This window comes from Pseudomonas fluorescens, from assembly GCF_001623525.1.
In the GTDB taxonomy this organism is placed as follows: domain Bacteria; phylum Pseudomonadota; class Gammaproteobacteria; order Pseudomonadales; family Pseudomonadaceae; genus Aquipseudomonas; species Aquipseudomonas fluorescens_Q.
Genome location: NZ_CP015225.1, coordinates 3,675,564 through 3,687,523, shown reverse-complemented (window position 1 = coordinate 3,687,523; position 11,960 = coordinate 3,675,564). Strand labels below are relative to the sequence as shown.

Genomic DNA, 11,960 nt, shown 5'->3' with positions numbered 1-11,960 from the left:
GAGCTTGCTCCCGCTCGGTTGCGCAGCGACCGCAAGATCTTGGGTCTGCTGCGCAGCCCAGCGGGAGCAAGCTCCCTCGCCACGGGGTATTCATCTGGGCTGAGTGGTGTGGGGCAGGCATAAAAAAAGCACCCCGAAAGGTGCTTTTTCTGTAGCCGAGCGGCTTAGCGCTTCAACGAAGCCGGCAAGTGCGGCTGGATAGCGGTCAGCACAGCCTTGAAGCATTTGGTGTTGCCGGCAACGATGTGGCCTTTTTCTAGGAAGTCGTGGCCGCCGGTGAAGTCGCTCACCAAGCCACCGGCTTCCTGGATCAGCAGGGCGCCAGCAGCCATGTCCCATTCGGACAGGCCCGATTCCCAGAACGCATCGAAACGGCCAGCGGCTACATAAGCCAGGTCCAGGCTCGCAGCGCCGGCGCGGCGGATGCCGGCGGTCTGGCCGACCAGGGCGCGGAACATGCCCAGGTAGTTGTCCAGGTTGTCCATCTGGTCGTCACGGAATGGGAAGCCGGTACCCAGCAGGGCGCCGTCCAGGCTGGTGCGGCCGCTGACGCGTAGGCGACGACCGTTCAGCTGGGCGCCACGACCGCGGCTGGCGGTGAATTCTTCCTGGCGAACCGGGTCCAGCACAACGGCGTGTTCCAGGCGGCCACGGTATTTGCAGGCGATGCTGACAGCGAAATGAGGAATGCCGCGCAGGAAGTTGGTGGTGCCGTCCAGCGGATCGATGATCCACAGGTACTCTTCGCCTTCGATGCCAGTACCGGCGTGCATGCCGGTCTCTTCACCGAGGATGGAGTGGTTTGGATAAGCCTTGCGCAGGGCGTCGACGATCTTTTGCTCGGCGGCGCGATCGACCTCGGACACGTAGTCCTTGGCGTCTTTTTCATCGACCTTGATGGTATCCAGGCGCTCGATGGAGCGGAAGATCAGTTCACTGGCGCTGCGGGCGGCGCGCAGCGCGATATTCAGCATGGGCTGCATGGATGTGTCACCTAAGGTTGTTAAAGAAAGCCGCGCATTCTATCAGAAAGTTTTCCGAGGAGAAGGTTGGTGTTCGCTTTCATAGCTTAACGGTAGGTGCTTCTGTAAGATTTGCTCCCTTTATCGTGTTCGAGAGCGCCTCCCTTGTTGCAGAACATTCGTGTCGTCCTGGTCAATACCAGCCATCCGGGTAACATCGGCGGAGCTGCGCGGGCCATGAAGAACATGGGCCTGTCGCGCCTGGTGCTGGTCGAACCGCGCTTGTTTCCTCATCACGAGGCTGACGCCCGGGCTTCCGGTGCCGGTGACATCCTGGCCAACGCTCAAGTCGTCGCCACTCTTGAGGATGCCCTGGTGGGTTGCAACCTGGTGCTCGGCACCAGCGCCCGCGACCGCCGTATCCCCTGGCCGCTGCTCGACCCCCGCGAATGCGGCACCAAAGTGGTCGAGGAGGCCGCCCAAGGCTTTGAGATCGCCCTGGTGTTCGGTCGTGAAGACTCCGGCCTGACCAACGACGAGCTGCAGCGATGTCACTTTCACGTGCACATCCCTTCCGACCCCGAGTTCAGTTCCTTGAACCTGGGGGCGGCGGTGCAGGTGTTGAGTTATGAAGTGCGCATGGCCTGGCTCGCCGCTGAAGGCAAGCCAAGCAAGGTCGAAAAAACCGAGGTGACGTCGCCGCGCAGTGAGACACTGGCGACCATGGACGAGCTGGAGCGATTCTATGAACACCTGGAGCAGACCCTGGTGGACATCGAGTTTCTCGACCCAGACAAGCCTCGGCACTTGATGGCGCGCCTGCGTCGGTTGTACGGACGAAGCTCGGTCAGCCGGGCGGAGATGAATATATTGCGCGGCATCCTCACGGAAACCCAGAAGGCGGCCCGTGGCGAGCTGATTAAGCGGAAGAAATAAAATGTTCGAACGTTTGCGTGAAGATATCCAAAGTGTTTTCCATCGTGACCCGGCGGCGCGCAATGCTTTTGAAGTGCTGACCTGCTACCCGGGGATGCACGCGATCTGGATCCACCGCCTGTCCGGTGCCTTGTGGAACATGGGCTGGAAATGGCTGGCGCGGCTGGTCTCGAACTTCGGGCGCTGGTTGACCGGGATCGAGATCCATCCGGGCGCCAAGGTCGGTCGTCGGTTCTTCATCGACCATGGCATGGGCATTGTCATCGGCGAGACCGCCGAGATCGGCGACGACGTGACCCTGTACCAGGGCGTGACCCTCGGTGGCACCAGCTGGAACAAAGGCAAGCGCCACCCCACCCTGGAAGACGGCGTGGTAGTGGGCGCCGGCGCCAAGGTGCTCGGGCCGTTCACGGTGGGGGCGGGGGCAAAAGTCGGCTCCAATGCGGTCGTAACCAAGGCCGTGCCGCCTGGCGCGACCGTGGTGGGTATTCCGGGGCGGATCATCGTCAAGTCCGATGACGAACAGGATGCCCGGCGCAAGGCCATGGCCGAGAAGATTGGCTTCGACGCCTACGGTGTCGGCGAAGACATGCCCGACCCGGTCGCCCGCGCCATCAACCAATTGCTCGATCACTTGCAGGCCGTCGATGGGCGCCTGGAGGGGATGTGCGGGGCCCTGAAGGATCTGGGCAGTAATTACTGTGCCAAGGACCTGCCTGAGCTGCGCGAGGAAGATTTCGCGTGTGTGAAGGACAAGGACGAAACTCAGGCCAGCTAAACCGAGGTGCCTGCATCGCGGGCAAGCCTTGCTCCCCAGAGTCCTGGTTTTTACAGGGCCTCTCTGTAGGAGTAGGGGGTTGTGGGAGCAAAGCTTGCTCGCGATAAACGATAACGCGGTATCGCTGGTCGCCGCCGACCAGCCTTTGCTATCATGCGCGCGCTCTTTCGCGGGTAAACCTGAGTAAAGCACTAGGTCTTATACTTGACTTAAATACTCGGGAATTGCATACTCGCCCCCATTCCGAACTCCGTGGTAATTGTCCATGCGACTGACTACAAAAGGCCGATACGCCGTGACCGCAATGCTGGATCTGGCATTGCATGCGCAGCACGGGCCGGTGTCCCTGGCCGATATCTCCGAGCGCCAGGGCATTTCCCTGTCTTACCTTGAACAGCTGTTCGCCAAGCTGCGCCGCAGCAACCTGGTGTCCAGCGTTCGCGGGCCCGGCGGCGGCTACCAGCTGTCGCGGGACATGCAAGGCATCCAGGTCGCCCAGGTGATCGATGCGGTGAACGAATCGGTCGATGCGACCAAATGCCAGGGCCTTGGCGACTGCCATGGCGGCGATACTTGCCTGACCCACCACTTGTGGTGCGACCTCAGCCTGCAGATTCACGAATTTCTAAGCGGTATCAGCTTGGCTGACCTTGTAACTCGTCGTGAGGTGCAAGAAGTAGCCCAGCGTCAGGACCAGCGTCGTTGCAATAGCAAGGCGCCGCACCTGGACAAGATTGAAGCGTCCGCCGTCGAATGACTGCCGCAGAGCACGCGGAACGCCAGCCAGCCTGATTTAGGAGAGAGTCCATGAAATTGCCGATTTACCTTGATTACTCTGCGACCACCCCGGTTGATCCGCGTGTTGCGCAAAAAATGAGTGAATGCCTGCTGGTCGACGGAAACTTCGGTAACCCGGCGTCCCGTTCCCACGTGTTTGGCTGGAAGGCCGAAGAGTCGGTCGAAAACGCCCGTCGCCAGGTCGCTGACCTGGTCAACGCCGACCCGCGTGAAATCGTCTGGACCTCCGGTGCCACTGAATCCGACAACCTGGCAATCAAGGGCGTCGCGCATTTCTATCACACCAAGGGCAAGCACCTGATCACCTCCAAGATCGAGCACAAGGCTGTCCTGGACACCATGCGCCAACTGGAGCGTGAAGGCTTCGAAGTCACCTACATCGAGCCGGGTGAAGACGGCATCATCACCCCAGCCATGGTTGAAGCCGCCCTGCGCGACGACACCATCCTGGTTTCGATCATGCACGTGAACAACGAAATCGGCACCGTCAACGACATCGCCGCCATCGGCGAACTGACCCGTTCCAAGGGCATCCTGTTTCACGTCGATGCGGCCCAGTCCACCGGCAAGGTCGACATCGACCTGTCCAAGCTGAAAGTCGACCTGATGTCGTTCTCGGCCCACAAGACCTACGGCCCTAAAGGCATTGGCGCGCTGTACGTCAGCCGCAAGCCGCGTGTTCGCCTCGAAGCGACCATGCACGGCGGCGGTCACGAGCGTGGCATGCGTTCCGGCACCCTGGCGACCCATCAGATCGTCGGCATGGGCGAAGCCTTCCGTGTAGCCAAGGAAGACATGGCTGCCGAGAACGTGCGCATCAAGGCCCTGAGCGACCGCTTCTTCAAGCAGGTCGAGCATCTGGAAGAACTCTACGTCAACGGCAGCATGATCGCCCGCGTACCGCACAACCTGAACCTGAGCTTCAACTATGTTGAAGGCGAGTCGCTGATTATGGCGCTCAAGGATCTGGCCGTGTCGTCCGGTTCGGCGTGCACCTCGGCGTCGCTTGAGCCTTCGTACGTACTGCGCGCCCTGGGCCGCAACGACGAACTGGCCCACAGCTCGATCCGCTTCACCTTCGGCCGCTTCACCACCGAAGAAGAAATCGATTACGCCGCGCAGAAAGTCTGCGAGGCCGTTACCAAGCTGCGCGCTCTGTCGCCGCTGTGGGACATGTACAAAGACGGCGTCGACATTTCGAAAATCGAGTGGGCGGCGCACTGAAGAAGTCGCCACCAGAGCGACTCACTGATGAGGATTGAAGCAAATGGCATATAGCGAAAAGGTCATCGACCACTACGAGAACCCGCGCAACGTCGGCAAGATGGACGCGCAGGATCCTGATGTCGGCACCGGCATGGTCGGCGCGCCGGCGTGCGGCGACGTGATGCGTCTGCAGATCAAGGTCAACGAGCAAGGCATCATCGAAGATGCCAAGTTCAAGACCTACGGTTGCGGTTCCGCCATCGCGTCCAGCTCCCTGGCCACCGAGTGGATGAAGGGCAAGACCCTTGATGAAGCCGAAACCATCAAGAACACCCAGCTGGCCGAAGAACTGGCCCTGCCGCCAGTGAAGATCCACTGCTCGGTACTCGCTGAAGACGCCATCAAGGCCGCCGTTCGCGACTACAAGCAGAAGAAAGGCTTGATCTGATCCGCGCATTGGTAAGGAGTTTTCATGGCTATCCAGATGACAGAAGCGGCAGCTAAGCATGTGCAGCGTTCCCTCGCGGGGCGTGGCAAGGGCGAGGGTATCCGCCTGGGTGTTCGCACCACGGGCTGTTCTGGCCTTGCCTACGTGCTGGAATTCGTCGACGAAGTGGGCGAAGACGATCAGGTGTTCGAGAGTCATGGTCAGAAAGTGATCATCGACCCGAAAAGCCTGACGTACCTGGACGGCACCGAACTGGATTTCGTCAAGGAAGGGTTGAACGAAGGCTTCAAGTTCAACAACCCCAACGTGCGCGGTGAATGTGGCTGCGGCGAAAGCTTCAACATCTGAGGCGGCTTGTGGGTACTCCTTGTCATTTTGCGTTGTTCCAGATGCAGCCTGCTTTCCAGCTGGATCTCGAGCAGTTGTCCGCGCGTTATCTGGAATTGGCCCGTGGTGTCCACCCGGACCGCTTTGCTGACGCCTCCGAAGCCGAACAGCGACGGGCGCTTGAGCAGTCTGCGAACCTCAACGAGGCCTACCAGACGCTCAAGAACCCTGCCAAGCGCGCACGTTACCTGCTCGCCATCAGCGGCCATGAGTTGCCGCTGGAGGTCACGGTCCACGATCCCGAGTTTCTTTTGCAGCAGATGCAATGGCGCGAAGAGCTCGAAGACCTGCAGGACAGCGCCGACCTGGCCGGTGTCGCGGTATTCAAGCGGCGCTTGAAAGACGCCCAGCACACCCTGAACGAAAGCTTCGCAGCCTGCTGGAACGATGCCGCGCAACGCGAACAGGCCGAACGCCTGATGCGGCGCATGCAGTTCCTCGACAAGCTCACCTACGAAGTGCGCCAGCTCGAAGAGCGCCTCGACGATTAACCCAGTGCCGCTCCGGTCGCACGCCTGATTACAGATAAGTCCTGATTACGATGGCCCTACTGCAGATCGCCGAACCCGGCCAAAGTCCACAACCGCACCAGCGTCGCCTGGCTGTCGGGATCGACTTGGGTACCACCAACTCCCTGGTCGCTGCCTTGCGCAGCGGTCTTTCCGAACCGCTGGCCGACGAGCAGGGACGGGTGATCCTGCCGTCCGCCGTGCGTTATCACGCCGATCACGTTGAAGTGGGCGAGTCGGCGAAGCTGGCCGCCGCCACCGATCCGTTGAATACCATCGTCTCGGTCAAGCGCTTGATGGGTCGTGGTCTGTCCGACGTCAAGCAATTGGGCGACCAGCTGCCGTACCGCTTCGTTGGCGGCGAATCCCACATGCCGTTCATCGAAACCGTGCAGGGTCCGAAAAGCCCGGTTGAGGTTTCCGCTGACATCCTCAAGGTGTTGCGCCAGCGCGCCGAAGCAGCATTGGGTGGTGAGTTGGTAGGTGCGGTCATCACCGTGCCGGCCTATTTCGACGACGCCCAGCGCCAAGCCACCAAGGATGCTGCCAAGCTCGCCGGCCTGAACGTGCTGCGCCTGCTCAACGAGCCGACGGCCGCTGCGGTCGCGTATGGCCTGGACCAGCATGCCGAAGGCCTGGTTGCCATCTACGACTTGGGTGGCGGTACTTTCGACATTTCGATCTTGCGCCTGACCGGCGGTGTTTTCGAAGTCCTGGCCACCGGTGGCGACAGCGCCCTGGGCGGCGATGACTTCGACCACGCCATCGCCGGCTGGATCATCGAGCAAGCGGGCTTGTCCGCCGACCTCGACCCAGGTGCGCAACGCCACCTGCTGCAAACTGCCTGCGCCGCCAAGGAAGCCTTGACCGACGCCGCCACCGTTGAAGTCGCTTATGGCGACTGGAAAGCCACGCTGAGCCGCGAAGCCTTCGATGCCCTGATCGAGCCCATGGTCGCCCGCAGCCTCAAGGCTTGCCGCCGTGCCGTGCGCGATTCCGGCGTGGAACTCGAAGACGTCAAGGCCGTGGTCATGGTCGGTGGTTCGACCCGCGTGCCTCGGGTTCGCGAAGCCGTTGCCGAGGCCTTTGGCCGCCAGCCGCTGACTGAAATCGACCCGGACCAGGTGGTCGCCATCGGCGCCGCGATCCAGGCCGATACCCTGGCCGGCAACAAGCGCGATGGCGGCGAACTGCTGCTGCTCGACGTGATTCCGTTGTCCCTGGGCCTGGAAACCATGGGTGGCCTGATGGAGAAGGTGATTCCACGCAACACCACCATCCCGGTTGCCCGCGCCCAGGACTTCACCACCTATAAAGACGGCCAGTCGGCCATGATGGTCCACGTGCTGCAAGGCGAGCGTGAGCTGATTAGTGATTGCCGCTCCCTGGCTCGCTTCGAATTGCGCGGCATCCCGCCGATGGTGGCGGGTGCGGCGAAGATTCGCGTGACCTTCCAGGTCGATGCCGACGGCTTGCTCAATGTCTCCGCCCGCGAACTGGGTTCGGGCGTCGAGGCGAGCATCCAGGTCAAGCCGTCCTATGGCCTGACCGACGGCGAAATCGCCAAGATGCTCAAGGATTCCTTCCAGCATGCCAGCGACGACAAGGTGGCCCGCGTGCTGCGTGAGCAGCAGGTCGATGCCCAGCGCCTGATCGAAGCCGTGCAAGGTGCCCTGGAAGCTGACGGCGACCGTTTGCTCGACGCTGAGGAACGCATGGTCATCGAGCTGCAGATGCAGGAATTGTCCGAATTGATCAAAGGCACCGATGGCTATGCCATCGAGCAGCAGACCAAGCGTCTGTCGCAAGTCACCGATGCCTTTGCTGCCCGCCGCCTGGACTCCACGGTGAAAGCCGCCCTGGCGGGGCGCAACCTGAATGAAATCGAGGAATAACTGATGCCGCAGATCATTTTTCTGCCACACGCCGAGCATTGCCCGGACGGTATGGTGGTAGAGGCCGAAACCGGCAAGTCCATTCTCGAAGTGGCCCATGACAACCACATCGAGATCGAGAGCGCCTGCGGCGGTGTCTGTGCCTGCACCACCTGCCATTGCATCATTCGTGAGGGTTTCGACTCGCTGAATGAGGCCGATGAGCTGGAAGAGGACTACCTTGATAGGGCCTGGGGCCTGGAACCGACGTCGCGCCTGACCTGTCAGGCCAAGGTCGGCACCGAAGACCTGGTGGTCGAAATCCCGAAATATTCGCTAAACCATGCGGCCGAAGCGCCGCACTGATGGTGACACTGTCATGAGCTATGGTTGGAATGATGTACAACGCATCGCAGAAGAACTGGCCGAAGCCAAGCCGGACGTGGATCCGCTGAAGGTCAATTTCGTCGATCTGCAGCACTGGATCATGGAGCTTCCCGGTTTCGACAGTACCTCTGGCCGTTGTGGCGAGAAGGTCTTGGAAGCGGTCCAGGCGCTCTGGATCGAAGAAATAGACTGATCGACCTGGCAGGTTAGGCAATACCCCTGAACCCGCGTATAATTCGCGGGTTTAATTTTTCGCAAATTACCGTTTCTGGAGTTACACCATGGCTGTTCAACGTACTTTCTCCATCATCAAGCCTGACGCCGTTGCTAAAAACGTGATCGGCAAGATCGTTACCCGCTTCGAAGACGCTGGCCTGCGCGTTGTAGCTTCGAAAATGAAGCAACTGTCCAAAGCCGAAGCCGAAGGCTTCTACGCTGAGCACAGCGAGCGCGGTTTCTTCGGTGAGCTGGTGGCCTTCATGACTTCCGGTCCGGTTGTCGTCCAGGTGCTGGAAGGCGAAAACGCTATCGCTCGCAACCGTGAGCTGATGGGCGCTACCAACCCTAAAGAAGCGGCTGCCGGCACCATCCGTGCTGACTTCGCCGAGTCCATCGACGCCAACGCCGTTCACGGTTCGGACTCCGAAGCCGCTGCTGCTCGCGAAATCGCTTACTTTTTCGCTGCTACTGAAGTAACCACTCGCTAAGCATTGGCTTAAGAGTGAAGGTGAATCCATGACTACATCGACTGTTAAAACCAATCTGCTGGGGCTGACCCAGCCGGAAATGGAGAAATTCTTCGACTCGATCGGGGAGAAGCGTTTCCGTGCCGGTCAGGTGATGAAATGGATTCACCACTTTGGCGTCGACGACTTCGACGCCATGACGAATGTCGGCAAGGCCCTGCGCGAAAAGCTCAAGGCTGTGGCCGAGATTCGCGGCCCCGAAGTGGTCAGCCAGGACATTTCCAGCGACGGCACCCGTAAGTGGGTGGTGCGCGTGGCGTCCGGCAGCTGCGTCGAGACCGTCTACATTCCCCAGGGCAAACGCGGCACCTTGTGCGTTTCGTCCCAGGCAGGCTGTGCCCTGGATTGCAGTTTCTGCTCCACCGGCAAGCAAGGCTTCAATAGCAACCTCACCGCCGCCGAAGTGATCGGCCAGGTGTGGATTGCCAACAAATCCTTTGGCAGTGTCCCGGCGACCGTCGACCGTGCCATCACCAACGTGGTGATGATGGGCATGGGTGAGCCGCTGCTGAATTTCGACAACGTCGTTTCCGCCATGCACCTGATGATGGACGACCTGGGCTACGGCATCTCCAAGCGCCGCGTGACCCTGTCCACTTCCGGCGTGGTGCCGATGATCGATGAGCTGGCCAAGCACATCGACGTCTCCCTGGCGTTGTCGCTGCACGCACCCAATGACGCATTGCGTAACCAATTGGTGCCGATCAACAAGAAATATCCGCTTAAGATGCTGCTCGAGTCGTGCCAGCGCTACATGTCGTCCCTGGGCGAAAAACGCGTGCTGACCATCGAGTACACGCTGCTCAAGGATGTGAACGACAAGGTCGAACACGCGGTCGAGATGATCGAGCTGCTCAAGAACATCCCGTGCAAGATCAACCTGATCCCGTTCAATCCGTTCCCGCATTCCGGTTACGAGCGTCCGAGCAACAACGCGATTCGTCGCTTCCAGGATCAGCTTCACCACGCTGGCTTCAACGTCACCGTGCGCACCACTCGCGGCGAAGACATCGACGCCGCCTGTGGCCAATTGGTAGGACAGGTGCTGGATCGCACCCGTCGCAGCGAACGCTACATTGCCGTGCGTGAGTTGAACGCCACGGACGATGCGGTGCAAAACGCTGCGAACAGTCACTAAGAGAGGAACTCTATGTCCCTGCGCTTCGCGCTCGTTTTGCTGTTGGCCGGCCTTTGTTCCGGTTGTGTCCTGTCGGGTGACTACAACCCGATGAGGACCAGCAAAGGGCGCGACGAGGCGCGTGTGGCCTACGTGCAGCTGGGCATTGGCTACCTGCAGCAGGGCATGACCGAACGGGCCAAGGTGCCGCTCAAGAAAGCCCTGGAACTGGACGATTCCGACCCGGATGCCAATGCGGCCCTGGCCCTGGTGTTCCAGGCCGAGATGGAGCCGGAGCTGGCCGACCAGCATTTTCGCAAGGCGCTGTCTGCCCGCCCGCAAGACGCGCGGATCCTGAACAACTACGGCAGTTTTCTTTTCGAGCAGAAACGCTACAAGGACGCCTACGAGCGCTTCGAGCAGGCTGCCGCCGACACCCTTTACCCTGAGCGTTCGCGGGTTTTCGAAAACCTCGGCATGACGGCTGCGCAGCTCGGCCAGCGCGACCTGGCCCGCCAGCAACTGGAAAAGGCGCTGCGGCTCAACCGCCAGCAACCGCGGGCGCTGCTGGAAATGGCTGAGTTGTCCTACGAAGACAGGCATTATGTGCCCGCGCGTGACTACTACGAGCGTTTTAGCCTGCTGAGTGAGCAAAATGCACGTAGTCTATTGCTCGGCGTTCGGCTGGCACATGTGTTTGAAGATCGCGACAAGGCTGCAAGTTACGGCCTGCAACTCAAAAGACTCTATCCCGGTACGCCGGAATATCAGCAATACCTGTCGGAGCAATGATGAAAGCGGCGCATCCCGAAGTTGTAGCAGCGACTCGCGTAAATCCTGGTGAGACCCTGCGTCAAGCCCGCGAAAGCAATGGTTGGTCGCTGGCCGAAGTGGCCCTCAAGCTCAATCTCACCGTGGCCTCCCTCGGCAATCTGGAAGCGGGCGCGTTCGACAAGCTGCCCGGGCACACCTTCGCCCGGGGCTACATCCGCGCCTATGCCAAGTTGCTCGGCATGGACCAGACCGTGCTGGTCCAGCAATTCGATCAATACACCGGTTCCGATGCCCAGGGCAGCAACGTGCACAGCCTGGGGCGCATCGAGGAGCCGGTTCGCGTTTCCCACACCATTTTGCGAATCGTCAGCCTGTTGTTGCTGATCGCGGTGATTGGTGGCGGTTTTGTCTGGTGGCAGGACCAGGCTTCCTTGCGCAACAAGGAGCCGGTCGCCATGAACCCTGAGCACGTTGAGGTCGAAGGCGCCGACGGCACCACCCAGATCCATCCGCTGGACGAGCCGGAAGACCAGGCTGTCGTCGAAGGCCAGGCCGAAGGCGAGACCGCCCTGGCGTTGCCACAGGACCAGGAGGCCAATGCCGAAGCGGGTGCCGAGCCGGCTGCTCCAGCCCCTGCGCCAGTTGCACCAGCAGCGCCGGCTGCACCGATTGCCACGGCACCTGCCGCACCGAGCACGCCAGCGCCAACCGCGGCTGCGCCTGCGACCCACGCTGCGCCAGCCGCGCCAGTTGTTCCGGCAGCTCCGGCGGCCCCGACCCCGGCGCCAGCCGCAGGTGAAGGCCAGGTACAGATTCAGTTTGTCGCCGACTGCTGGACGCAGATCACCGACGGCAACGGCAAGGTGCTGTTCAGTGGCCTCAAGCGCAAGGGCGACAGCACTGCCGTCAATGGCAAGCCGCCGTTTGCCGTACGCCTGGGTTATGCCCGTGGCGCGCAGGTCAGCTACAACGGCCAGCCGGTCGACATCGCTCCGTTCACCAGTGGCGAGACCGCTCGCCTGAAGTTGGGTCAATAAG

The 11,960-nt window shown here is 60.9% G+C and carries 15 protein-coding genes; 14 read left to right on the top strand and 1 reads right to left on the bottom strand.

The window, feature by feature from the left end:
- Positions 1-164: 164 nt before the first annotated feature.
- On the bottom strand, positions 165-983 hold the full coding sequence (gene suhB, locus TK06_RS15960) for a type III secretion system regulator SuhB (RefSeq protein ID WP_003185165.1): 819 nt from the start codon (positions 981-983) through the stop codon (positions 165-167).
- Positions 984-1,127: 144 nt separating this feature from the next.
- Between suhB and trmJ the strand changes: the two genes are divergently transcribed.
- The 14 genes from trmJ to TK06_RS15890 all read left to right on the top strand — a co-directional run bounded on the left by trmJ (position 1,128) and on the right by TK06_RS15890 (position 11,959).
- On the top strand, positions 1,128-1,898 hold the full coding sequence (trmJ, locus tag TK06_RS15955; protein WP_063322857.1) for a tRNA (cytosine(32)/uridine(32)-2'-O)-methyltransferase TrmJ: 771 nt from the start codon (positions 1,128-1,130) through the stop codon (positions 1,896-1,898).
- Between the two features lies 1 nt (position 1,899).
- Positions 1,900-2,676: a serine O-acetyltransferase gene (cysE, locus tag TK06_RS15950; protein WP_003197992.1), complete on the top strand. Its 777-nt coding sequence runs from the start codon at positions 1,900-1,902 to the stop codon at positions 2,674-2,676.
- 265 nt (positions 2,677-2,941) lie between these two features.
- Positions 2,942-3,433, top strand: coding sequence for a Fe-S cluster assembly transcriptional regulator IscR (gene iscR / locus TK06_RS15945; protein WP_003185160.1), 492 nt, complete (start codon positions 2,942-2,944; stop codon positions 3,431-3,433).
- Positions 3,434-3,483: 50 nt separating this feature from the next.
- On the top strand, positions 3,484-4,698 hold the full coding sequence (locus tag TK06_RS15940) for an IscS subfamily cysteine desulfurase (protein WP_063322856.1): 1,215 nt from the start codon (positions 3,484-3,486) through the stop codon (positions 4,696-4,698).
- A gap of 43 nt (positions 4,699-4,741) precedes the next feature.
- A complete protein-coding gene (iscU, locus tag TK06_RS15935) occupies positions 4,742-5,128 on the top strand; it encodes a Fe-S cluster assembly scaffold IscU (RefSeq protein ID WP_003185157.1) in 387 nt (128 codons plus the stop codon).
- A gap of 24 nt (positions 5,129-5,152) precedes the next feature.
- Positions 5,153-5,476 (top strand): iron-sulfur cluster assembly protein IscA, encoded by a 324-nt coding sequence (gene iscA, locus TK06_RS15930; RefSeq protein ID WP_030139597.1) that lies wholly within the window; start codon positions 5,153-5,155, stop codon positions 5,474-5,476.
- A gap of 8 nt (positions 5,477-5,484) precedes the next feature.
- On the top strand, positions 5,485-6,006 hold the full coding sequence (gene hscB, locus TK06_RS15925; RefSeq protein ID WP_063322855.1) for a co-chaperone HscB: 522 nt from the start codon (positions 5,485-5,487) through the stop codon (positions 6,004-6,006).
- A 50-nt stretch (positions 6,007-6,056) separates the two neighbouring features.
- Positions 6,057-7,919 (top strand): Fe-S protein assembly chaperone HscA, encoded by a 1,863-nt coding sequence (gene hscA / locus TK06_RS15920; protein ID WP_063322854.1) that lies wholly within the window; start codon positions 6,057-6,059, stop codon positions 7,917-7,919.
- Between the two features lie 3 nt (positions 7,920-7,922).
- Positions 7,923-8,264: an ISC system 2Fe-2S type ferredoxin gene (gene fdx / locus TK06_RS15915; RefSeq protein ID WP_003198002.1), complete on the top strand. Its 342-nt coding sequence runs from the start codon at positions 7,923-7,925 to the stop codon at positions 8,262-8,264.
- A gap of 13 nt (positions 8,265-8,277) precedes the next feature.
- The gene (iscX, locus tag TK06_RS15910; RefSeq protein WP_003198004.1) at positions 8,278-8,478 is read left to right on the top strand and encodes a Fe-S cluster assembly protein IscX; all 201 of its coding nucleotides are present in this window, start codon (positions 8,278-8,280) and stop codon (positions 8,476-8,478) included.
- 88 nt (positions 8,479-8,566) lie between these two features.
- Positions 8,567-8,992, top strand: coding sequence for a nucleoside-diphosphate kinase (gene ndk, locus TK06_RS15905; protein WP_063322853.1), 426 nt, complete (start codon positions 8,567-8,569; stop codon positions 8,990-8,992).
- 28 nt (positions 8,993-9,020) lie between these two features.
- On the top strand, positions 9,021-10,169 hold the full coding sequence (gene rlmN / locus TK06_RS15900) for a 23S rRNA (adenine(2503)-C(2))-methyltransferase RlmN (protein ID WP_063322852.1): 1,149 nt from the start codon (positions 9,021-9,023) through the stop codon (positions 10,167-10,169).
- Positions 10,170-10,181: 12 nt separating this feature from the next.
- On the top strand, positions 10,182-10,940 hold the full coding sequence (pilW, locus tag TK06_RS15895; RefSeq protein WP_063322851.1) for a type IV pilus biogenesis/stability protein PilW: 759 nt from the start codon (positions 10,182-10,184) through the stop codon (positions 10,938-10,940).
- Complete coding sequence (locus TK06_RS15890; protein WP_063322850.1) at positions 10,940-11,959, top strand: RodZ domain-containing protein; 1,020 nt, start codon at positions 10,940-10,942, stop codon at positions 11,957-11,959. Before pilW ends, TK06_RS15890 begins: the two co-directional genes overlap by 1 nt.
- Position 11,960: the final 1 nt, after the last annotated feature.

What these genes read in the sequence shown, in the direction of transcription:
- suhB (WP_003185165.1), bottom strand. Translation starts at nt 983, where the DNA reads ATGCAGCCCATGCTGAATATCGCGCTGCGCGCCGCCCGCAGCGCCAGT.
- cysE (WP_003197992.1), top strand. Translation starts at nt 1,900, where the DNA reads ATGTTCGAACGTTTGCGTGAAGATATCCAAAGTGTTTTCCATCGTGAC.
- iscR (WP_003185160.1), top strand. Translation starts at nt 2,942, where the DNA reads ATGCGACTGACTACAAAAGGCCGATACGCCGTGACCGCAATGCTGGAT.
- TK06_RS15940 (WP_063322856.1), top strand. Translation starts at nt 3,484, where the DNA reads ATGAAATTGCCGATTTACCTTGATTACTCTGCGACCACCCCGGTTGAT.
- iscU (WP_003185157.1), top strand. Translation starts at nt 4,742, where the DNA reads ATGGCATATAGCGAAAAGGTCATCGACCACTACGAGAACCCGCGCAAC.
- iscA (WP_030139597.1), top strand. Translation starts at nt 5,153, where the DNA reads ATGGCTATCCAGATGACAGAAGCGGCAGCTAAGCATGTGCAGCGTTCC.
- hscA (WP_063322854.1), top strand. Translation starts at nt 6,057, where the DNA reads ATGGCCCTACTGCAGATCGCCGAACCCGGCCAAAGTCCACAACCGCAC.
- fdx (WP_003198002.1), top strand. Translation starts at nt 7,923, where the DNA reads ATGCCGCAGATCATTTTTCTGCCACACGCCGAGCATTGCCCGGACGGT.
- iscX (WP_003198004.1), top strand. Translation starts at nt 8,278, where the DNA reads ATGAGCTATGGTTGGAATGATGTACAACGCATCGCAGAAGAACTGGCC.
- ndk (WP_063322853.1), top strand. Translation starts at nt 8,567, where the DNA reads ATGGCTGTTCAACGTACTTTCTCCATCATCAAGCCTGACGCCGTTGCT.
- rlmN (WP_063322852.1), top strand. Translation starts at nt 9,021, where the DNA reads ATGACTACATCGACTGTTAAAACCAATCTGCTGGGGCTGACCCAGCCG.
- pilW (WP_063322851.1), top strand. Translation starts at nt 10,182, where the DNA reads ATGTCCCTGCGCTTCGCGCTCGTTTTGCTGTTGGCCGGCCTTTGTTCC.
- TK06_RS15890 (WP_063322850.1), top strand. Translation starts at nt 10,940, where the DNA reads ATGAAAGCGGCGCATCCCGAAGTTGTAGCAGCGACTCGCGTAAATCCT.